This is a genomic window from Microbulbifer mixtoriginis (SeqCode) (assembly GCF_052467235.1).
On the sequence record NZ_CP174305.1, the window covers coordinates 1,927,136 to 1,948,391 of the forward strand.

Genomic DNA, 21,256 nt, shown 5'->3' on the forward strand with positions numbered 1-21,256 from the left:
TAAACACCGTACCTGGGAAGATTAATCACAGCCTAGACAAGATTGTCGAAAGAAAATTTTCAACAATCTGCTAAAAATTTAAAAAATAATTTACCGGCACATCGGATAAAAAATCCGCAAAAAACTATGAGCAAGAAAAAACATTTTGAGCTGGACCAGCCCCTACGCCACCCGGATCACCACCGCCCGGTAACCCGTCGTGATTTTCTCGCCCAGGGCTTCCGCGCGGGCATGGCGACAGTATTAGGTGGCTCTGTATTCAGTATGTTTGCCAACCCACATAATGCCCACGCAGCTCTGTCCGCCGACCTGGAAGACCTGCGCAAGAGTAACGGCGGCCCCTGTGATGTTAGCGCTTTTGGCGCCGGTAAAATTCCATTTATCTGTTTCGACCTCGCCGGTGGAGCCAATATCGCTGGCTCCAATGTATTGGTAGGCAAACAGGGTGGTCAGATGGATTTTCTCGGTACGGCCGGCTACAACAAACAGGGGCTGCCGGGCGATATGATCCCCTCAGCCGGAGAAGGATTTGTTAACACCGACCTGGGCCTTGCTTTCCATAGCGACAGCGGCATGTTGCGCGGTATCTTGGAAAAAGTGAGCTCCGGCACTGCTACCGCTACCAACGGTGCGGTGATCCCGGCACGCTCGGAAAACGATACCGGCAACAATCCTCACAACCCCATGTACGGAATCAACAAGGCCGGGGCCAATGGTTCCCTACTGGCCCTGATCGGCTCTCGCTCCAGTGATTCCGGTGGTAACTCCATGGCTCCGTCGGCAATGATCAACCCTGAAGTTCGCCCAACCAAAGTGGACAGGCCTTCTGATGTTACCGGCCTCGTAGATGTGGGCGACCTGGTGGGCCTGCTCAGCCAGGAAGACACGGTTGCAGTGATGGAATCTATGTACCGTATTTCTAATGCCAAGCTGGGCAAGGTAAACACTCGCGTGGGAGCCGATGCGATTATCAAGGATATGGTGCGCTGCGGTTATATGAAGAGCGCCGACCTGGCGGACCGCTTCGGTAATCCCGCCGATCTAAACCCCGAAGCCGACCCGGATATTGTCGGTCCCTCCGGTATTTTTACCAGTGCTGAACTGAGTGGGGATGGAGAATTCCGCAAAACCGCTTCAACGATGAAACTAGTGGTGAATGGCTATGCCGGTGCCGGCACTATCACCATGGGCGGCTACGACTACCATACTGGCGACCGCGCCACCGGCGAGATGCGCGACCTGCGTGCCGGTCGCTGTATTGGCGCCTGCCTGGAGTATGCTGCACGTCGCAACCAGCCACTGATGATTTATGTCTTCAGCGATGGTTCGGTTTTCTCCAACGGAATGATCGACGACTCTGTCGAAGGTCGTGGCAAGGGTGTGTGGACCGGAGACAATCAGCAAACCGCTGCTTCTTTCTTCCTGGTATACAACCCTGCCGGGCGTCCGCAATTACTCGGTGGCAGCGTCGACGAGCAGGCAAGGCATCAGCAGCTGGGTTATATGCGTTCCTCCGGGGACGTGGAAACGTCTTCAAGTCCCGCCGCCAACAACGTTAATCTACTGGTAGAAACGGTAGTCATGAATTACCTGGCTTTACATGGTGAACAAGATAACTTTGAAAAAATCTTTCCCAACCACGGTCTCGGTAGCGTTACCCTCAGGGACAGCATGACCGCTTTTGCCCCCATAAGATAATGTGATACCGAGATGTTGCGTTTTATTCGATCTCTTCTGTTAGGTGGTGCCGCCCTCTGTGCGGCACCAGTATTGGCCGAGTGGCACTATGCCGAGCGTGCAATCATGGGCACTGAAGTCCATCTTCAGCTCTGGCACGAGAATGCCAGTGAGGCTGAATACCTGATCGAAAAGGTAATGAAGGAATTCCATCGCTTAGATAACCAGTTGTCACCTTACAAGCCAGAAAGTGAACTATCCCTCGTTAATCGCGAAGCAGGCAAAACCGCAGTCAATATTTCCGATGAGCTGCTTTCTCTGGTGGATAAGTCCCTCTGGTTCAGCCACCTGACCGGTGGAGCCTTTGATATCAGCTACGCTACTCTCGGCAAACACTATGATTTCCGCAACAGAAAACAGGCAGACTCCGCCCTTACTGACTCTCTAATTGAGGCGCTGAACTACCGTCACTTACATTTGAATAAAAAGTCCAAGACCCTGCGTTTTGGTCACAGCGAAACAAAAATTGACCTAGGTGGAATTGCTAAAGGGTATGCTGTGGATAAAGCCATTCAAATTCTCGAACAGGCTGAAGTCTGCTGTGCCAGTGTCAGCGCCGGTGGCGATGCACGTATGCTAGGCGATAAACGCGGTGAACCTTGGCTGGTAGGCATTCGTCACCCGCGAGAAAAAAGCAAAAGTGCCGCAGTAATCCCCCTGAGCGACATTGCCATTTCAACTTCCGGTGACTACGAGCGCTTTTTCATTGATGAACAACAAGAGCGTATACATCATATTTTCAATCCAAATACCGGAAAGCCCGCAGACACAGCAGTTGGAGATAGCGATAAATTAATCAGTGTCAGTATTATCGGCCCAAGGGGTTTTGATACCGATCCACTTTCCACCAGTGTATTTGTGCTGGGTAAGAAAAAAGGACTGGCACTCATTGATCGCCTGCCCCAATTTGAAGCAGTGGTTATCGACAGTAACAAACGTCTGTTCTTCAGTCAGGGACTGGCTAATCCACAATAATCGTTACAACGTCGTAAAAAATTTGCCAACGGGATCACACCAGATAGCTGCGCCCCTGACATAATTTGCGCCCATTACACAATAAAGCCAAAAGCAAGCGAAAGGCCTTCCATGGGACGCGTTCTCCAGTTGTTTATTTTCTCACTCGCCCTCTTCACAGGCGCAGCGTCTCAGGCTCAGCAAGAGTCTTTTTCTGCTGAAAAGCTGGAAAATCTAAAGCGTGATGTTATTAAGTTAAACCGGGATTTATTAATCCTGGAAGAAGACCTGCTCTACCCGGCACAAAGCCAAGTGGCTTTTTATGTTTCTGTGGATGTCGGTCACTATTTTCAGTTGGACGCTGTTAAATTACATATCGACAATAAACTCACAGCCAGCCACCTGTATACCGATCATCAGCGCAGTGCTCTTGTACGCGGTGGTATCCAACCCCTGCACAAAGGCAACCTGAAATCTGGTAACTACACCATTTCCGCTTTCTTTACAGGTCTTGGACCAGAGGGACGCGAGTATAAGCGGGGCGCTACTCTAGAGTTGGAAAAGACCGATGAGCCCGTTGTTATCGAATTGCGCATCTCAGATAAAACCGGCAAACAACAGCCGGACTTTGAACTCATTCAATGGCCCACGCCCTGATTACCCATGAGCTACCGGCCCCTCTCCCGCATAATATCCCTCAGTGTCGCTTTGCTAGGTGCCAGTTTACCTACTTATGGCACCGAGACCGAAGTTACCTCGGAAGAAACAGCGCCTCAGGAAAAGACGCAATCCGAAGACAAAAAGTATCGCCAAGCTCAGGATATGTCCTACGGGGCAACCCTGTATGAGTACTTTCAAGGCAATAATTTCGATGCCCTCAGCACCCTTCTTGTCGCCAAGCAACGTGATTCAATTAAAGTTCACCGCGACAGTGCTGCGTTGATCGAAGGGGGAATCAGCCTCAGTTTTGGTCTGCATCGGCGCGCTGCCGAACTTTTCGAACTACAGCTTCAAACCGGCAACCAAGATACAGATTCCAAACTGCACCAGGCAGCCTGGCTGAAACTGGCAGAGCTGAACTATTTGCAGGGTGACTTTTCCTTAGCGGCAAAAAATCTGGAAAAGTCTGGAGCCATAGATTCCTCTACCCTCCCCCTTAACCTGGCCTTGCGCAGTGAAGAAATCTCCACAGCCCAGGAATTCCTTAAAAGAGCCGATCTGCCGCTGTCAGAGCGCCTACTCGGACACATCAATCTAGGCGCAGCCTTAGCCCGAAGAGGAGAGTTAGTTGCCGCCGCCGAGGAATATCGCTTCGCAAGCACACTGGCGACTGAGCAGGATGAACCCTCAGAGGATATCCTGATACTCGCGGACAAAGCGCATATCGGCGCTGGCTACGCTATGGCATTGTCAGAGCAGTTTTCCCAGGCCCAAGCTGAATTTTCCCAAGTGCGCCTGCACACCCCCTGGGCAACCAAAGCTCTGCTCGGGCTCGCTTGGTCTTCGATCAACAGCGAGCAATACCAGGAGGGGGTAGATGCCCTGCGTTTTTTATTGGCAGAACACCAACACAGTCCCGCCGCACGGGAGGCCAGGGTCGCCCTGCCCTATGCCTATGAAAAGCAGGCTGAACGCAATAAAGCCCTAAGCGCCTATAGTGATGCAGCCACATATTTCGAGAGCACATTGCAGCAGCTGCAGCACTTACAGCGGAAGCTGTCTTCAGAACCGCTGGCGGACGCCAGTCAATTTAGCCAGTCACAACGCTACGGCTGGCTACAACTGGCTCAAGCCGCACCCTTACTGCGGGACAACCAGCATTTTCTCTTACCCATTTTACAGAGCGATCAATTCCAACTGCGCCTGTCGGAGCTGCGCGACCTGCAGCAGATGGATAGAGTACTCTATGACTGGTCACAAAAAATTCCACAATTGCATTCATTGATCGAAGAGCGTCACCAAAGGCGCTCCGGCATTATCGGGCAGTACCAGAGCGCAGAGTTTGACCAGCAACTGCAAATCGCCAAGCAACACTACCGCAATCTCAACGATGCCCTGGCCCAAATAGAAGGGGAGCGTGACGCACTGACTCTGCTCGAAGCTACCAGCAACGGGGAGGGTGGCAATAACAGTGAGATATTCGAGATGCTGGAGATACTGCAGGGCGCTGAGCAACGCTATCAACTACTGCGCAGTAACGGTAAGGGGTCCGACTACCAGGGCGAGACCCTGGCTAAAGCCCGTGGCATTTTATTATGGCAAGCCAGCGAACAGTATCATCACCGCTTGTGGCAACAGCGCAAAACTCTGCAACTACTCGAATCCAGCTTGCGCAATGGTGAGAAGCAACTAGGTAAAACCTCTGTAGAAGTGGGCCGCGCACCGCAATTGACCCAGCTAACAGAGCGTCTGGCTAGCACTGCGGCGCAATTATCCGGCCAACGCGCAGCCATAGCCAAAACGGCTTCAAAGGTCGAGGCTGCCCTACGCCGGGATATTATTGCTGAGCTGGAGCGAGAGCAGTCGCGGATTCACAGTTACCAGGCCCACACCCGCCTCGCTATCGCGCGCTTACAGGATGCCTCCATGCTAGAGGCCGCCAGCCAGCCTCCGCCAAAAAACCCTGAGAAAAATACTCAGGTGGAAACGCAAGATGGCGAAAATACTCACGAAAAAGGCAAAGCCACAGTAGAGAAAATAACTGAGGAAAAGACCGCAGAAGCTCTATTGCCCGATAATGAAGGGGGGCAGAGTGAATAGGTTTGGTTCCAGAAGCTTTTCCCTGCGCCTGCTCACTGCCGCTATCTGCTGTATCAGTACCGCCTGCAGCAATCAGTCCGCACTGACACTTGCAGATCTGCCCACGGCCACGGCTGCTTCCACTGAAGAACCTGTATCAGCTCCCCCTGAGTTGATATCGGTTGATCTCACCACTCTCGTGCAGAGCTATCAACAAGCACTGGCCAGCCAGCCAGACCCGCAGATTCGCACACAGATTCGTTTGCGCCTGGCCGATCTGGAAATGGAGCGACTGGAGCAACATCAGGCGGATAACCCGGAAGTTTCAGTCGGTTTTGCCAGTGCGGTGCAGCACTACCAGACACTCGCCAAAGAGAGCCCCCGAGACGACTATATTCTCTATCGTCTGGCGCGAGCTCGTGCTATGGATGGCGAAATGCCAGGCGCATTGCAAGCACTGGAGCGCATCGCCCAGGGCGCACCTGAGTCACCGTTTATGGGGGAGGTTTTATTCCGCCGAGGCGAAGCGGCTTTCAATCGCAAGGAATATTCGGCAGCGGCACAGGACTTCCGCGCATTGCTGGAGAAGGGCGAAAGTCCATTTTCCGATAATGCCCGCTATATGCTCGCCTGGTCAGAGTTTAAATCCAGCGATTACCGCCGTTCCACGGAGATATTTCTCGAGTCTCTGGATATTCTGCAGCAGCGTGCCAGCGAAGCAGAGTTACCTCTGGGCCAGAAGCGCCTGCGCGAGGATAGCCTTCGTGGCCTGGCCCTGAATTTTAGTTATCTGGGCGGTGCCGAAGCTATCGAGTCCTTTAATCCCGATGGCAAACCACGAGGTTATCAGCACCTGCTGTACAGCGCTCTGGGCAATTGGTATCGAGAAAAAGAGTTATTCCGCAACAGCGCGGATACCTATCTGGCTTTTGTTAAGCACTACCCCAATAGCACTGAAGCGCCATCATTACATTTGCAAGCTATTGAAACACTGCAAAATGGCGGCTTACACGATGAGGTGCTTCCAACCAAGCGGGAATTTGTACAGCGCTATGGTATTCGCAGTGAGTATTGGCAGCAGGCAGAGACAAGTCAGCGCGAAGCCCTGGCACAGTCACTGCGCCCCTGGCTTGAGGAGTTAGCCCAATTTGACCACGCGCGCGCGCAGGAACTTGCTCAGTTAGCGACCAAGGCACCGGCTAATAAAAGTAAACAAAAACAGCAGCTCAAAGCTCAGTCTCGCAAAGCTTACCTAGCGGCAGCGGAACTCTACCGGCAGTTTTCACAGACTTTTCCACAGGACCCCCGCACTCCACCAATGGTTTTCCTGATGGCCGAATGTCTCGAGCAGGCTGGCGACTACGCTGGAGCCTGGCGCGCATACAGCCAGGTAGCCTGGGAATATCAAGACAAGAAGCATGGTGCGGAGGCTGGTTATGCAGCCATTCTTAGCTCGGCACAAGTGCATAAAGAAACACCGGGGCAGGATGCCGAGCAAAAAATCCTGTGGCTGGATCGCAACATTGAGGCCAGCCTTAAATTTGCCCAGAGCTGGCCGCAGGATAAAAGAGCCTTACCAGTACAACTATCTGCCGCAGATAAGCTGCTACAACAGTCACGTTTTGCCGAGGCTATTGCCGCCGCACAAGCTGCAGATAAGTGGCAGCCACCAGCGTATAAAGCTCAGCAATTAAATATCGCGATGATCCTGGCTCACAGTCACTTTTCATTGAAAGATTATATGGCTGCGGAAGAAGCCTATACCCGTGCGCTGAATATACAGCCTAAGGATAGCCATTTGCGCGAGGACACACGCAAGCAACTTCAACTTTCCATCTATAGGCAGGCAGAGTTGGCACTTGCGCAACCAGCACTCACCGAGGATGGCAGAGAGATTCCCAGTGAGGAGGCGTTGCGCCACCTGCTGCGAATCAGGGAGAGTGGACGCAGCGAAATTGCAGCCACCGCCCAGTATGACGCGATCAATTACCTGATGGAATTACAGCAGTGGCAGCGTGCCAGTGCTGAACTCGCAGACTTCCGGAGTTTCTATCCTGCACATCAGCTGGCACCTACCCTCGCCGCCAAGGCGGTCGTTATTTTTGAAGCCTTAAAAATGCCTGCCGCTGCAGCCGGCGAATTACTGCAACTTGCCCAAAATGATCCCGACCGAGAAGTACGTCGCCAATCCTTATTCCTCGCGGCGGAAAGCTTGCAAAAAGCAGGTGAGTATCAAGGTGCCATTGAGAGTTACCGTAACTACAACAAGCTCTGGCCAAAGCCTGCTGAACAACGTCTGGAAGCGCAATATCAGTTAGTGCAACTGTACGCGCAAACCAATCAACCTAATAAACAGAATTATTGGCTACAGCAATTAGCAAAAAATTCAGAAAAATCCCCTCGGGGCCGCTACCTGTCCGCCTATTCCCAAAGCGCATTGGCAGAGCAGAGCTATGAAAAATTCGCTTCATTAAAATTGCACTTGCCGCTAAAAACCAGTCTCGCCAATAAAAAGCGCGCGATGAAAACCACCGTGGCCGATTATCGCAAGGTTCTCGAGCTGGAAATTGCAGAGTTCACCACCCAGGCCAATTTCCGTTTAGCTGAAGTTTATCGGCAGCTCAGCCATGACCTGATGGAATCTCAACGCCCCAAAAACCTGAATGACCTTGAGTTGGAGCAGTACGAAATCCTACTGGAAGAGCAGGCCTTCCCCTTCGAGGAAAAGGCGATAGAGCTGCATCAGGCCAATATTCAGCGCACCAGTGATGGAATTTACGACGACTGGGTCAAACGTAGTTTTGCCTCACTCGGCGAACTGTTACCCGCACGCTACAAAAAACCGGAAGCAACCCTGGAGTGGAGCCATGCACTGCATTGATTTGCGCAATTGCCCCAGTGGTATTTTTCGCCTCACAGCAACACTACTGATTCTGGCGACACTCAGCGCCTGTGGCAGCCTTCCACTTGGTAAAAATGCTCAACCGAAGGACGCCTCAATTGAGCATGTAATTACCGAAAACCCCTATTTGGCGAATGCCAAGCGGGTTCCCAAAGAGGCCAGCGTCGCTATGGCTCAGGCACACGAGAGCTTTAACAACGGAGATAGCTCAACCGCAGTGCAGCAGCTACAGCAGGTCATTGAACGCTGGCCAGAGCTCTCTGGCCCCTGGCTAAACCTCGGGATAGTACAGCAGAAAAGTGAACAGGCCGAGCATGCGGAAAATAGCTTTCGCAAGGCGATTGAGGTCAATGACGGTAATGTATTTGCCTGGAATCAGTTGGCTGCACTACTACGTGACGCAGGCCGTTTCGAAGAGGCCGAACAGTGCTACCTGCAGGCGCTGAACCTTTGGCCCGACTTTAGCGATGCGCACCGCAATCTGGGTATTCTCTATGACCTCTATCTAAACAGGCCGGAAGAGGCATTACAGCAATACCGTTTGGCCCAGAGCAGTCGAGAACAAGGAGACAAATTACTCGACGCTTGGATATTGGAACTGGAGCGTAGACTCTGATGCGAGATAAATTAATTATTCTAATGTCCATAATTTGCGCCTGCTTCACCGCCCGTGCGGATGAAATTACCACACTGGAATCCACGGTAATCGGTAGTCAGGAACAGCCCAAAGTGCTGTATATCATCCCTTGGAAGCAAGCCGACAGCCTACAGCGCCTTGATAGTTCTCTGGCCCAAAATTTTAATACCGTTTTCAAGCACCAGGAGCTCTCAGAATTCAAACGGGAAATTCAACTGCTCAGTGCCAAGCCGGTTGTTGAAGAAAAAAATGAATAGAAAAAATAATAATACTCATCAAGCACCACAAACTAATGTAATCGTGCTTTTTTGCTGAAACTCAGTACTCCAGTGGAGCAGGGATAAGCCACCGCAGGTATTTCACTTATCAGGAGTTTATTGTAGAGCCCTCATCCGACTCCACAATATTCATCATCATGCCCAATGACCATGGAATGGCCGTTTGGCAAAAAAATATCGCTAATTAAACACTTACTTCTGTGGAGACACTCATCATGGAATTTACTCAGGCGTTATTGCGCTTTTTCCAGACTGGCGGCCCTTTTATGTATCCTATTGCCCTAGTGCTGGTTATCGGCCTCGCTATGGTAGTGGAACGCTGGATTTTTCTTTCCCGCGCTAAGAGCGCCAATCGCCGCGCTTATCTGCAGGTATTACCGCTACTGCAAAAACGCAGTTATCAAAATGTATTACAACTGGCCCGAGACAACGATGCTGCGATGGGTCGCATTGCCGCCGCCGGTATTAATACCCTGCAATTCGCCAAGCGCGAGGAAAATATTGCATTGGCAATCGAAGAGGGCATCCTCGAAGCAGTACCGCGCCTGGAAAAGCGCACCAACTACCTGGCTACCCTGGCCAATATTGCTACCCTACTCGGTTTATTAGGCACCATTATGGGCCTTATCGCAGCGTTCACCGCTGTAGCCGCTGCCGACCCTGCGGAAAAAGCCACTATGTTGTCTACCAGTATCTCCGTAGCAATGAATACCACCGCATTCGGGCTTATCTCAGCAATTCCCCTTCTGCTATTTAATTCCATGCTACAAAACAAGACCAATGAAATTGTAGATAGCCTGCAGATGGCCGGAGTAAAGTTCCTAAACCTGTTGACTATGGGCCGCCCACAAAAAACGGAACAGCAGCGCGCAGTGAATGCCTGAGGGCTCTCGCCATGTTGAAATTAAATATTCGTCGCCGTGGACACGAGGAAGCAGAGCTGGACATCACCTCTTTTATGAGCCTGATGACTATCCTGGTTCCTGTACTGCTGCTCAATATGGTGTTTTCCCATATCTCAGTTTTAAAACTCAATCTTCCTGGCATCAGTGATGGAAGCAGTAGTGCAACTGAACAGGAAAATCGACAGTTGGAACTGGTATTACGCACCGCACATGTTGATATCAATTACCCGGCAGGGCAACTAGTCAGGCGAGTGGAGAATATCGGTGGTGAACCAGATATGGAAACGGTTTCCCTGATACTGCAGCAAATAAAGCGAAACTTAAGGGAAAAATCCATCGAGAAAGACGACTTGGTCATTCTCTCGGAAAAAGGTACATCCTATAAAACCCTGGTGGCAGCTATGGATACCGCACGCAGCTATCGAGCAGTAGTTGCCGCATCGGTCGTCGATGCCGAGTTGTTTCCACAGATTTCCCTGGGCGATGCCCCCCAGCAAACAACCGTAGTGGGGAAATAAAATGATGCTTAACGCAGCCGCCAAATTACAGGAGCGGCGTCAGCGACAGAAACGACAGCAATCGAAGCTCAATCTGGTTTCTCTAATGGACATTTTCACCATTCTGGTATTTTTCCTGTTGGTGAACTCCACTAGCGATGTACAGGTTTTGCAAACAGATAAAACCATCAAGCTACCCAAGTCCACTTCTCAGCAAAAGCCGGAAGTTACTACGGTCGTGAGGGTCAATAATCAGCAATTATTCGTTGGTGATCGCATGATCGTGGGCATTAACGATATTGACGCTGGTAAGGAAAATATCGAGCCCCTCTTGAAGGAACTGGAGTACCGCGCCGAACGCGCCGGTGAACTCAGCGACGAGCAAAAGCAAAGGGGACGCTCGGTCACCATTATGGGTGACGAGCAGGTTCCCTATGAGTTGCTCAAACAGATTATGCAGACCTGCGCCCAGGCAGATTACCGCGATATCTCTTTTGCTGTTGAGCAGACAGCACCAATAGATCCCGCGGGGGTGGAAAGCTGATATGAGCACTGCAACCAGCCGCTATGCCCCCTGGCAACTACAGGAAACCCTGTTGCCCTGGTCCGCTTCCAACCAGGAAGACCAGCGCTTTATAAAGTTCCTGCGTGCAGGGCTTATTGTCTTCGCCGTTTGCGGTTCCATCGTTACCTTTGCTCCAGTGCCGGAGCTGACCCGGGAACAGGCAGAGCGAGTGCCACCACAACTGGCCAAGGTTATCCTGGAGAAAAAGGAGCTCCCCAAGCCGAAGCCCAAACCCAAGGCCAAACCGAAGCCTGAGGAAAAAAAACCCGACGCAGAGAAACCCAAAGAAAAACCAGAACCTAAAAAAGTCGAGAAGGAAAAGCCGAAACCGGCTCCGAAACCCGAGCCCAGTAAAGTAGAGACACCCCCTGTTGCCACTATACAAAAAGCGCGGGAAAAAGCGGCGAGCAGCGGCATCAATGCCCTGGCCGACGATTTATTGGATATGCGTGAGAGTTTTGATACGGGTGAAGTTACCCGCGGTCAGCTCAGTGCCGGCAGCGCCACTGCTGCACAAACACAGCGCAATATGATCAGTGACAAATCCAAAACTTCGAGCGGCGGTGTCAGGGCCGGGAGCATCAGCACTGACACGGGAGGCGTATCACTGGCGGGCCGACAAACCACCCGGGTTGAGCAGGCTCAGGCGAAAGGCTCCGCCAAGCAGGCGGCCAGGAGAGTCAGAGGTGAGAAGTTGGCGCGAACTGACAATGCCATTCGCGGCATAATGGAGGCCAACAAGGCGGCAATCAATGCGATCTATGACCGTGCCTTACGCCGTGATCCCACCCTACAGGGTAAAATTACCGTGCAGCTGGTGATTGAAGCAAACGGCACTATTTCGTCCATCAAGTTGATTGAGAGTGAGCTGAACAACCCCGCCCTGGAGCGCAAGCTGCTGGCGAGGATCCGCATGATTAACTTTGGTTCTGCGGATGTTAAAGCCACAACCCGCAATTACTCCATCGACTTCCTGCCATCCTGATTGGGGTTTTGGATAAATGACATTGGCACAGCGGAGCAACCCTTTACAGCTTGCTCGCTGTGCCAATTTCTCTTCCGCACTGATTAATTCAAATCTGCAGCGTATTGTCGCAGTAGCTGTAGAGGTACTATCTCTAGAGCTTTCACATGGGTACGCTGTAAAAAAACTCTCGGTGCCCTATCCTGCTGCTGGGCCTCCAACCAGCGGGCGGCGCACAGGCACCAGCGGTCTCCCGGAGCCAACCCCGGAAACCCGTACTCCTCAATCGGCGTACTCAGGTCGTTGCCACGGCTGCGGGAAAATGCCAAGAACTCATCATTTACTTCCACACAAACCGTGTGGGAGCCTTGATCCTCTTGGCAGGTGTTGCAGCAGCCGTCGCGAAAAAAACCGGTCATTGGTGCCAGGCTGCAGGGAATAAGTGCATCGCCAAACACATTAACCGAACTATCCATCTCCATTATCAGCCTTCCCCCTCGGTGCCATTGAGTAATTCGATATCCACCAGCTGCCAATGCAGCCCATTGCGCTGCATAATCAACCGCAGTTCTGCCCGGTTGGCCTCCCCGTAATCCGCACTCAGGTGGTTAATATCGGTAAAACGCCATTTGAGACGTCTCCAACTGCTCTCAGGCTTTTCTTCAGAATCTTGCCGGGTCTGCGGATAGGAATCTGCCTGGGGTGCTGTGTCCTGGCCAAACAACTTTCGTTCCATCCCCTGTAAGTCCTCACCGCCACGCAACAGGGCTGCGACCCCCTCTGGGGTTACAAACTGTTGCATTAATGGCCCCATGACAAAATTCGCACCGGCGGTTAGTAGCTCATCAAATTCCTGTGGAATTGAATTGCCTATAGAAGAGCGCAGCTGTTCCTGTAAACGGACTCTTAAATTGTCACGTAATACCGGAAAGTCTACGTAGCGTTCCAGAGTATCGATGCTCTCTCGCCTTTTTTCTGGCTCTTGCGCACCCGCCATTTGCGCCGCACGCTGCAGCTGTTCCATTGCATAAAAGGGCAGTGCCACATATCCAGCTGTGATAACCATTATTATCACAGCCCCCGCCCATAGAAATTTCTTCATTATTACCTTTCCTCTTTACGTCTAAGGGGAATTTTATGCTGAGAAAGATTCATCACCTAATTTGCCGCTGTACTGGCGTGGCATTGTTCCCACAACGCGCCTGTGCGATATTCGTCATCAAGGCTCTGCACATCCCAATCCGCTAACTTTTAATAAGGAAAACAAACAGGATGAGTGATATTTATCAGGCCCCCCAGGCAGAATTGGCCGGCAGGGAAGAGAGTAATGACTTTGGTTCTGTTGAAAAGGGGCTTGCCGGAGATTATTCCTTTTCAATTGGCGATGCCATCAGCGAGGGCTGGAAACTCTCCCTAAACAACCTCGGCACCATCTGGATTGGCCTGATACTCTATTTTGTGGGTGTTTTTGCATTAGCGTTCATACTGTTCTCGCTCTTTGGCCTCTCATTATTAGGCGCCTTTGATATTGGATCATTCCTACTTTTGACTCTTGTAGGCCCTATGGCATTAGTGGCGCTGTGTGCTCCTCTAATGGCAGGTATGGCCATGACGGGAATTAAGATTGCACGAGGAGAAAAAGCGACCGGGACCGAAGTGTTTGCCTACTTCGATAAAATCATCCCCCTGGGACTCGTATCTATTCTGACCTACATACTGATCTCTATAGGCTACACCCTCTTTATCATTCCAGGCGTTTACCTAATGGTTGCCTACATTATGGCTCTGCCACTAATTGTCGATCAAAATATGGGGGCTTGGCAGGCTATGGAGGCCTCGCGCAAGGCAATTACTCACAACTGGTTCACCTTCTTCGGTTTCTTGATTCTACTCATCGCTATTTATTTGGTAGGAAGCTTTGCTTTCTTAATCGGCTTGATTTTTGCTCTGCCATTGATGTCCGTGGCCTACGGTATCGCTTATCGCCAAGTGTTCGGCAGCTCTAGCAAAGCTTGATTTATTGATTACTCAACAGGAGTGGTCGCTTGCTGGATACCACCTACAACGTCGAAACCCCTGAGGGTATCGATCTGCGTGCACGGGCTGCAGGGCCTGTGCCGCGCATCCTCGCCTTTGCCGTGGATGTGTTTTACCGCACCCTAATACTGACCGCTCTGGGTATAGGTTTGGCCTTTGCCGAAGCCGCCGGTATAGGAATCTGGCTGGTCTGCTCCTTCCTACTGGAGTGGTTCTACCCGGTGTTTTTTGAAGTGCTGCGCGGCGGCCAGACACCGGGTAAGAAGGCCTTCGGCCTGGTGGTAGTCAACGACAATCTCACCCCCATCTCCTGGGGTGCTTCCATAGTGCGCAACCTTTTGCGCTTTGCCGACTTTCTCCCTTTCGCTTACGCCACCGGCGTTATTGCCATGACCCTCGGGCGACACTTCCAGCGTCTCGGTGACTTGGCCGCCGGTACCCTGGTGATCTACAAGGACGAGGACAAGGTGCCTGTAGCCCTGCCGGATACAACGCCTCTTCCACCACCGCGCAATTTCAAACAACAGGACCAGCTGGCCCTGATCAGTTTACTGGAACGCCACGAAGACCTGAGCGAAGCGCGCCAACAAGAGCTGGCCAATTTGCTCGAACCCGTTACCGAGAAGAGAGATAGCGCTGCACTGGAATACCTGCGCTCTGTAGGTAGTTGGTTATTGGGCGGCAGGGGCTGAGGGGTTATGAGACAGAGAGATTTTGAGAATCGCTACCGCGACAGCTGGGCACAGCTGGAAGCCTGGCTGAAAAGCGATAGCAAAAGCACGCAGGCGAGCGCCCTGGATCTTCCGGTCGTCTACCGGGAGCTGTGTCAGCAACTGGCGGTGGCCAAAGAGCGTCAATATACCAGCCGCCTGATCGACCACCTCAACAAGCTGGTTACAGCGGCCCACCACCGGGTTTACCGCCAGCAAACTCTGCGCCGCAAAGGTTGGCTGCACTATCTGTTGGCCGGATTTCCCCAGGCGGTGCGCGCCAATGGCCGCGTAGTGTTGTTGGCAACGGCACTGTTTTTACTGCCCGCCCTAGTGATGGGCATCGGCACCTACAATAACGACGCACTGATTTATGCGGTGATGTCGCCAGGAGACGTATTATCCTTGGAGTCAATGTACGATCCCGGCAACCGCGTGCTGGGGCGCGAGCGCGGCTCCGATACCGATCTGGCCATGTTTGGCTTCTATATCAAGAACAATATCGGCATTGCTTTCCGAACTTTTGCCGGGGGCATATTGTTCGGACTCGGCTCCATCTTTTTCCTGGTCTTTAATGGGCTATTTATCGGTGCGGCTTTTGGGCATATCACGCGAGTGGGATTTGTCTCCACGTTTTACCCTTTTGTGATCGGCCACGGCGCCTTTGAGCTGACCGCCATAGTACTGGCCGGCGCCGCTGGCCTGTTGTTAGGGCGCTCGCTGGTAGAGCCGGGACAACACCGCCGTTCTGTGGCACTGCGCCTGGCCAGTGTCGAGGCCATGAAAATCATGTACGGCACTTTCCTGATGCTGGTGATCGCCGCCTTCCTCGAAGCCTTCTGGTCCTCCAGCGCTACCACGCCCATAACAATGAAGTTAGGTTTCGGCGCCCTGCTGTGGCTGCTGGTATTCGCTTACTTCGCCCTGGCTGGGCGCGGGGATTCCAGCCATGCAAATTAAAAATATGGCGGTAAGGGCACGCCTGCGCTCACCCTGGGAATCCATCGATCTGGGTGTCGCCCTGGCACGCAAGCACTGGCTGCCGATGTTTCTGGTCTGGTTGTTGCCGGCAGCTTTGGTACTGGGTGCCTTAGCCTGGTTCTTCCCGGCTCATCCCGGCTGGTCACTGTTCGCTCTCTGGTGGTTAAAACCGGTGTTTGACCGCCTGCCGCTGTTCATGATCAGCCGCACTCTGTTCGGCGCACCGGTATCTGCACTGGCAGCACTCAAAGAGTTTTTCCGCCACAACCGCACCGACTGGCTCGCCTGGATCACCCTCCGTCGCCTGAGCCCGACCCGCTCTTTTGATATGCCGGTCACTGTACTGGAGCAATCCAAAGGCACGGCTCGTAGCGCGCGTATCAGTGTATTGCACCGCAAACACTCCGGTGCGGCCACCTGGCTGACCTTGACTGGTATTCACCTGGAATCCTTCTTCCTCATCGCAGCCTTTATCTTGATTTATCTGTTTATTCCCGAGCAGATTGTGGCAAATATCCAATGGATTCCACTGATTCGCGGGGAGACCCTGGCGCTGGAATGGGCATCCAATATTCTCTGTTTACTTATTATGGCGGCGGTGGCGCCGTTTTATATCGTCAGCGGCTTTTGCCTGTATATCGGCCGGCGCATCGAGCTGGAAGGCTGGGATATCGAGATTCAATTCCGCGATTTGGTCGAGCGCTACCGAGACGCTCAGCGGGCTGGTAAAAAGACCGTCACTAGCACCTCCCACCTAGCCACCATGTTGTTACTGTGCGTCCTGGCCGGCACCTCCTTGGCACCGGCGCCACAGGCCTATGCGGAAACGTTGCAAACCCCAGCTCAAGCGCAACAACACATTGACGAGATTCTCGCCGGAGAGGATTTTCACAGCATTGAGCAGGAGAGCGGCTGGCGCCTGAAAAAAATTGAAGAAGAGCGAGGAAAAATTCCCGAGTGGATCATTGAGCTATTCGAATGGCTATTCAAATGGCTTATGCAAAACTCTCAGGAGGCTGATGATTCCTCAGACATCAACTGGGGAGCACTGCTCGCCAAGCCCATTGAGTTACTACTGTGGATTGGCGTGATTGCCGGCTTGCTCTATCTGGGGTGGCGCCACCGCGAAGCCATCCTCAACAGCTTGCGCTGGCAACACAAACCGAAAACAAAACCGGTAGCGCTAGAAACCCTGTTCGGACTCGATGTACGTCAGTCCAGCCTGCCCGACGACGTATGTGCGGAAGTAATGCGCCTGTGGCGGACCGGCGATCAACGCGCCGGTCTCGGCCTCCTGTATCGTTCCACCCTGTCCCATTTAATTGAGGATTTCCAGTTCCAGTTTGGCGACCACCTTACCGAAAGCGAGTGTGCCCAGCTGGTAAGCCAGCGCCAGCGATCACCACAGGAAGCGCTGCGCCCAGTCAGCGCCCCACTGAGCCAGTTTGTGCAGCAACTCACCGGCAGTTGGCAACAGCTGGCCTATGCTCATCGCCCCCCCGCCGATGAGCAGCTGGGCGGCCTGTGCCAACAGTGGCAGGAGGTGTTCGGCAATGACCGTTAAACGTCTAGTAATTGGCTTCGCCCTGCTGCTCTGTGCGGCACTGGTATGGTTATTTCTCACCTTTTTTGAACGCTACACAGAAGAAAAGGATCGCGGTTGGGGGCCTGAGGCGCGGCGTAATCTGTTTCTGGCGGCCGAGCACTACTTGGCGCAAGTAGGGCTGGAACCGCGCCAGGCAGAAAATATCTCCGTCCTGAATGGGCTGTCCCCAAATGCGACTCTGTTTATCGCTAACTCCAGCCAAGCTTACAACTCCCAGCGGGTTGAGGAGCTACTGCAATGGGTGGAAAGCGGGGGGCACGCCATCGTAGTGGCACGTACTGCAGGGTTCGATTCCGAGAAAGGAGGCAGTGCCGAACGCGACTGGCTGCTGGAAAACCTGGGTGTCTCCATCGTAGAAGGCCACGAGGAATATCGCTTTGAGCATCCCCTGCAGCCACTGTTGGGCGAAGATGCCGAACTGAGCCCGGAGCAGAGCCCCGGTGAGGCCATGCGCGAATACAATCGCAAAATCGACGAAGCCGAAGAGCAGGCCGAGACCAAAAAGAAAAAACCCCGCAACCCAGATGTTGAACCGGAAGACTTGATCACTCTGCCTACCGCCGGTGGGGCTGAGATTCAATTACATTTCGACGCAGGCCAACTGCTCTATCACGAGGGGATCGATAACAGCAGCGCTGAGGGCGCACCGGTATTCTTCGCCAAGGTATGGCGCGAAGACGAAGCCGTGCCTTTTATGCAATTTGAGCGGGGTCAAGGGGTTATCACCCTGCTGACCGATAACACTATCTGGCAATCCCACCGCATCGGCCATTTCGACCACGCCTATTTCCTGCAGCTTTTGGCCGGAAGTGGCGATTTCGTCTTTCTGACCCGCCCTCGTTTCGACTCCCTGGGTTTTTTAGCGAAAAAGTACGCTTCTGAGTTTTTTATCTCCGGCCTACTCGCCTTGCTCGGCTGGCTGGTTCTACGTGCGCGCCGCTTTGGCCCGTTGCAACCTCCGCCTGAGATTGCCCGGCGCTCACTCTTGGAGCATATCTCCGCCTGCGGCCACTACTACTGGCGCGACGACCAGTGCGAACGGTTACTGCGCGGCCAGCGCGAAGAGCTGCTGCGCCGGCTCGGCGCTGCGGACGCCAACGCCAAGACCAAGCGCAAACTGTGCCAGCACCTCAGTGATGCCACCGGCCTCAGTGAAACCAAACTGGTCGCCTGCCTTTGGGGCACATCGGCGACCAGCGAAGAAACCTTTACCGAACAAATGCGCAATCTGCAGCGTATAGAGGCAGCCCTATGAGTGATACCACCCTGAACCCAGAACCAAAAACCCACACCGAGGCACCGGACTGGCAGGCTGCCTCAGCCCAACTGCAACTGCTACGCAACAATATCAACCGCCTGCTGATCGGTCAGGAGCAGGTCGTCGAACAGGTGTTGGTGGCCTTGCTGGCTTCCGGCCACGTATTGCTGGAAGGCGTACCCGGCCTTGGCAAAACCCTGTTGGTGCGCACCCTGGCCAGCTGCTTTGGCGGTCACTTCCGCCGCATCCAATTCACCCCGGACCTGATGCCAGCTGACGTGACCGGCCATGCCATGTACAACATGGGCGAGAGCCGCTTCGAAGTGCGCCGTGGCCCGGTGTTTACCAATCTACTCCTGGCAGATGAAATCAACCGCGCCCCGGCCAAGACCCAGGCGGCCCTGCTCGAGGTGATGCAGGAGAAGCAGGTCACTATCGACGGCAAGGCCTTTGCCGTACCCAGCCCCTTTATGGTGCTGGCCACTCAGAACCCCATCGAGCAAGAAGGCACCTACCCACTGCCAGAGGCAGAGCTGGACCGCTTCCTACTTAAGGTTCTGATCGACTACCCCAGCCTGGAAGCCGAATTGCAACTGGCCGCTGCTGCCAGCAGCGGCCGCATAGAGAAACACCTGCGGGAGAAAGCTGCCGGTGAGATAACCGTGGAGCAGTTGCAGCAACTGCAGGCCCTGGTGCCCCAAGTAGCCCTGGACCAGCAGGTATTGGACTACGCCGTGCGCCTGGTGCGTGCCACCCGTGAAGCCAACCAGCTGCGCAGCCCGGCGGGTCCCCGCGCCAGTATCGGCCTGTTGCAGGCAGCGCGCGCCAGCGCCCTGCTGCAGGGGCGCGAGTTTGTCCTGCCAGACGATATCAAAGCCATGGCGACCCCGGTCATGCGTCACCGTGTGAGCCTGTCCCCGGATATGGAAATCGACGGCGAGACCACCGACAGCGCCCTGGCCATGATTATCGATAGCGTCGAGGCGCCGCGACTGTGACACAAAGCGCCGTCGCCACTGAAGTTCCGAGCACAAAGTCCAGTCTCGGGCGAGCAGGCCCCAGCCGCCGCCTGGTGAAACTACTCGGTTACTGGTGCCTGGCCGCTCTGGCGGTGAGTGCTGCACGTATCTGGCTGCCTCAATCCGCACAGCTGCTGCAGACCCTCTGGTGGACCGCTGGCGCGCTGTTAATCGGCGCGGCCCTGCTGGATTTCCTCACCGGCCGCAGGGTTCTGGGCCTGGAGGGCGAACGCAAACTGCCCGGTAATTTGGCCCTGGGCGTGCGCAACAGTGCGCGATTGAAATTGCACAATCGCGGCCAGCGCAGCCTCACACTATCGGTGTGCGACAGTGTGCCGCAACAACTGGGCAGCAGCGGGTTACCGCGCCAGGCGCGGCTGGAGCCAGATCAGGAAGTTGCCATTGAGTACACCCTGGTGCCACACCGCCGTGGCAGTGCCGAATTCGGCCGAATCGAAGTCCTCGCCGACTCTCCCTGGGGTCTGTGGCAGACCCGTGTATGGCTCGGCAGTGAGCAAACCGTGAAGGTCTACCCCAACTTTCTCGGTATCTCCTCCCTGCAGGCGCTCTCCACCGAGCAGACCCTGCGCCACCTCGGCCTGCATCAGCAGCAGCGCCGCGGCGAAGGCATGGATTTTCGCCAGCTGCGCGAATACCGCCAGGGCGACAGCCAGCGCCAGGTAGACTGGCGCGCTAGTTCACGCCTGCACAAACTGATCAGCCGTGAATACCAGGACGAGCGCGATCAGGAAATTATTTATATGCTCGACTGCGGTCGGCGCATGCGCGCCAAAGATGGCGAACTGAGTCACTTTGATCATGCCCTCAATGGCTTGCTGCTATCCGCCTATGTGGCGATAAAGCAGGGCGACGCCGTGGGTCTGCAGGCCTTCGCCGCCGCACAGGACAGCTCTGGCGGGCAACTGCCACCGGTAAAGGGTGAGAGCGCTATCAACCTGTTGCTAAACAATGTCTACGATCTGCACTCCGGCACTGGCAGCGCGGACTACAGCGGCGCCGCCCAGCAACTGCTGGGTGCCCACAAGCGCCGCGCACTGGTGATCCTAATTACCAACCTGCGCGATGAAGACAGCAGCGAACTGCTCACCGCAGTGCGGCTGCTCACTCGCAATCACTTAGTGATGGTGGCGAGCCTGCGGGAGACCGCCGTAGACCGAATGGCACAAAAGCCTATCGGGGATTTTTCCGAGGCCGTCGAAGGCGCAGCCGCACGGGATTTTCTTCGTCGCCGTGCGCGCCTATTGCAACAGTTACAAGCCTGTAATGTACTAGTGGTGGATTCCCGTCCGGAGCTTTTGCACCAGGCGCTGGTGGAAGCCTACTGGCGTTTGAAACGCAGCGGCAAAATCTAACCGGTAATGAAAGCCGGGAATTCAAAGTATTTGATGTAAGAGGTAACCGAAGAGTGATGTTAACGATGTCCTAAAAAAATAATCCCACAGTATA

General features: G+C 53.8%; 20 protein-coding genes. 18 read left to right on the top strand and 2 right to left on the bottom strand.

Annotated features, from left to right (window positions below):
- Positions 1-126: 126 nt before the first annotated feature.
- The 11 genes from ACJJIO_RS08415 to ACJJIO_RS08465 all read left to right on the top strand — a co-directional run bounded on the left by ACJJIO_RS08415 (position 127) and on the right by ACJJIO_RS08465 (position 12,199).
- Positions 127-1,698, top strand: a complete 1,572-nt coding sequence (locus ACJJIO_RS08415) for a hypothetical protein (RefSeq protein WP_444910727.1) — start codon at positions 127-129, stop codon at positions 1,696-1,698.
- A 12-nt stretch (positions 1,699-1,710) separates the two neighbouring features.
- Entirely contained in the window at positions 1,711-2,712 is a 1,002-nt protein-coding gene (locus tag ACJJIO_RS08420) for an FAD:protein FMN transferase (RefSeq protein ID WP_444910728.1), read from the top strand.
- A gap of 111 nt (positions 2,713-2,823) precedes the next feature.
- Positions 2,824-3,348 (top strand): AraC family transcriptional regulator, encoded by a 525-nt coding sequence (locus ACJJIO_RS08425; RefSeq protein ID WP_444899595.1) that lies wholly within the window; start codon positions 2,824-2,826, stop codon positions 3,346-3,348.
- Positions 3,349-3,354: 6 nt separating this feature from the next.
- Positions 3,355-5,451 (top strand): tetratricopeptide repeat protein, encoded by a 2,097-nt coding sequence (locus tag ACJJIO_RS08430; protein WP_444910729.1) that lies wholly within the window; start codon positions 3,355-3,357, stop codon positions 5,449-5,451.
- Positions 5,444-8,311, top strand: a complete 2,868-nt coding sequence (locus tag ACJJIO_RS08435) for a tetratricopeptide repeat protein (protein WP_444910730.1) — start codon at positions 5,444-5,446, stop codon at positions 8,309-8,311. The genes ACJJIO_RS08430 and ACJJIO_RS08435 overlap by 8 nt, the downstream gene beginning before the upstream one ends.
- Complete coding sequence (locus ACJJIO_RS08440) at positions 8,298-8,948, top strand: tetratricopeptide repeat protein (protein ID WP_444910731.1); 651 nt, start codon at positions 8,298-8,300, stop codon at positions 8,946-8,948. Before ACJJIO_RS08435 ends, ACJJIO_RS08440 begins: the two co-directional genes overlap by 14 nt.
- Positions 8,948-9,226 (top strand): hypothetical protein, encoded by a 279-nt coding sequence (locus ACJJIO_RS08445; protein ID WP_444899592.1) that lies wholly within the window; start codon positions 8,948-8,950, stop codon positions 9,224-9,226. The genes ACJJIO_RS08440 and ACJJIO_RS08445 overlap by 1 nt, the downstream gene beginning before the upstream one ends.
- Before the next feature lie 236 nt (positions 9,227-9,462).
- Entirely contained in the window at positions 9,463-10,131 is a 669-nt protein-coding gene (locus ACJJIO_RS08450; RefSeq protein WP_252083686.1) for a MotA/TolQ/ExbB proton channel family protein, read from the top strand.
- A gap of 11 nt (positions 10,132-10,142) precedes the next feature.
- Positions 10,143-10,670, top strand: coding sequence for an ExbD/TolR family protein (locus ACJJIO_RS08455; RefSeq protein WP_444910732.1), 528 nt, complete (start codon positions 10,143-10,145; stop codon positions 10,668-10,670).
- A gap of 1 nt (position 10,671) precedes the next feature.
- Positions 10,672-11,193, top strand: a complete 522-nt coding sequence (locus tag ACJJIO_RS08460; RefSeq protein WP_444887456.1) for an ExbD/TolR family protein — start codon at positions 10,672-10,674, stop codon at positions 11,191-11,193.
- Position 11,194: 1 nt separating this feature from the next.
- A complete protein-coding gene (locus ACJJIO_RS08465; RefSeq protein ID WP_444910733.1) occupies positions 11,195-12,199 on the top strand; it encodes an AgmX/PglI C-terminal domain-containing protein in 1,005 nt (334 codons plus the stop codon).
- Positions 12,200-12,282: 83 nt separating this feature from the next.
- Here ACJJIO_RS08465 and ACJJIO_RS08470 read toward each other — a convergent pair whose 3' ends face one another.
- Together ACJJIO_RS08470 and ACJJIO_RS08475 are read right to left on the bottom strand one after the other, a co-directional pair.
- The gene (locus ACJJIO_RS08470) at positions 12,283-12,660 is read right to left on the bottom strand and encodes a DUF2237 family protein (protein ID WP_444910734.1); all 378 of its coding nucleotides are present in this window, start codon (positions 12,658-12,660) and stop codon (positions 12,283-12,285) included.
- Positions 12,661-12,662: 2 nt separating this feature from the next.
- Positions 12,663-13,280 carry a DUF2939 domain-containing protein gene (locus ACJJIO_RS08475; RefSeq protein WP_444899588.1) on the bottom strand — a complete coding sequence of 206 codons (618 nt, stop codon included), beginning with the start codon at positions 13,278-13,280 and terminating at the stop codon, positions 12,663-12,665.
- 170 nt (positions 13,281-13,450) lie between these two features.
- Here ACJJIO_RS08475 and ACJJIO_RS08480 point away from each other — a divergent pair, with 170 nt between their 5' ends.
- From ACJJIO_RS08480 to ACJJIO_RS08510, 7 genes are read left to right on the top strand one after another with little or no spacing between them, the layout of a single operon-like run.
- Positions 13,451-14,194, top strand: coding sequence for a hypothetical protein (locus tag ACJJIO_RS08480; RefSeq protein WP_444910735.1), 744 nt, complete (start codon positions 13,451-13,453; stop codon positions 14,192-14,194).
- Between the two features lie 29 nt (positions 14,195-14,223).
- A complete protein-coding gene (locus tag ACJJIO_RS08485) occupies positions 14,224-14,907 on the top strand; it encodes an RDD family protein (RefSeq protein ID WP_444910736.1) in 684 nt (227 codons plus the stop codon).
- 6 nt (positions 14,908-14,913) lie between these two features.
- Positions 14,914-15,885, top strand: a complete 972-nt coding sequence (locus ACJJIO_RS08490) for a stage II sporulation protein M (RefSeq protein ID WP_444910737.1) — start codon at positions 14,914-14,916, stop codon at positions 15,883-15,885.
- Positions 15,875-17,470, top strand: a complete 1,596-nt coding sequence (locus ACJJIO_RS08495; protein WP_444910738.1) for a DUF4129 domain-containing protein — start codon at positions 15,875-15,877, stop codon at positions 17,468-17,470. Before ACJJIO_RS08490 ends, ACJJIO_RS08495 begins: the two co-directional genes overlap by 11 nt.
- Positions 17,460-18,767 (top strand): DUF4350 domain-containing protein, encoded by a 1,308-nt coding sequence (locus ACJJIO_RS08500; protein ID WP_444910739.1) that lies wholly within the window; start codon positions 17,460-17,462, stop codon positions 18,765-18,767. The genes ACJJIO_RS08495 and ACJJIO_RS08500 overlap by 11 nt, the downstream gene beginning before the upstream one ends.
- The gene (locus ACJJIO_RS08505; protein WP_444910740.1) at positions 18,764-19,768 is read left to right on the top strand and encodes an AAA family ATPase; all 1,005 of its coding nucleotides are present in this window, start codon (positions 18,764-18,766) and stop codon (positions 19,766-19,768) included. Before ACJJIO_RS08500 ends, ACJJIO_RS08505 begins: the two co-directional genes overlap by 4 nt.
- Positions 19,765-21,162, top strand: a complete 1,398-nt coding sequence (locus ACJJIO_RS08510) for a DUF58 domain-containing protein (protein WP_444910741.1) — start codon at positions 19,765-19,767, stop codon at positions 21,160-21,162. The genes ACJJIO_RS08505 and ACJJIO_RS08510 overlap by 4 nt, the downstream gene beginning before the upstream one ends.
- The last annotated feature ends 94 nt before the right edge of the window (positions 21,163-21,256 follow it).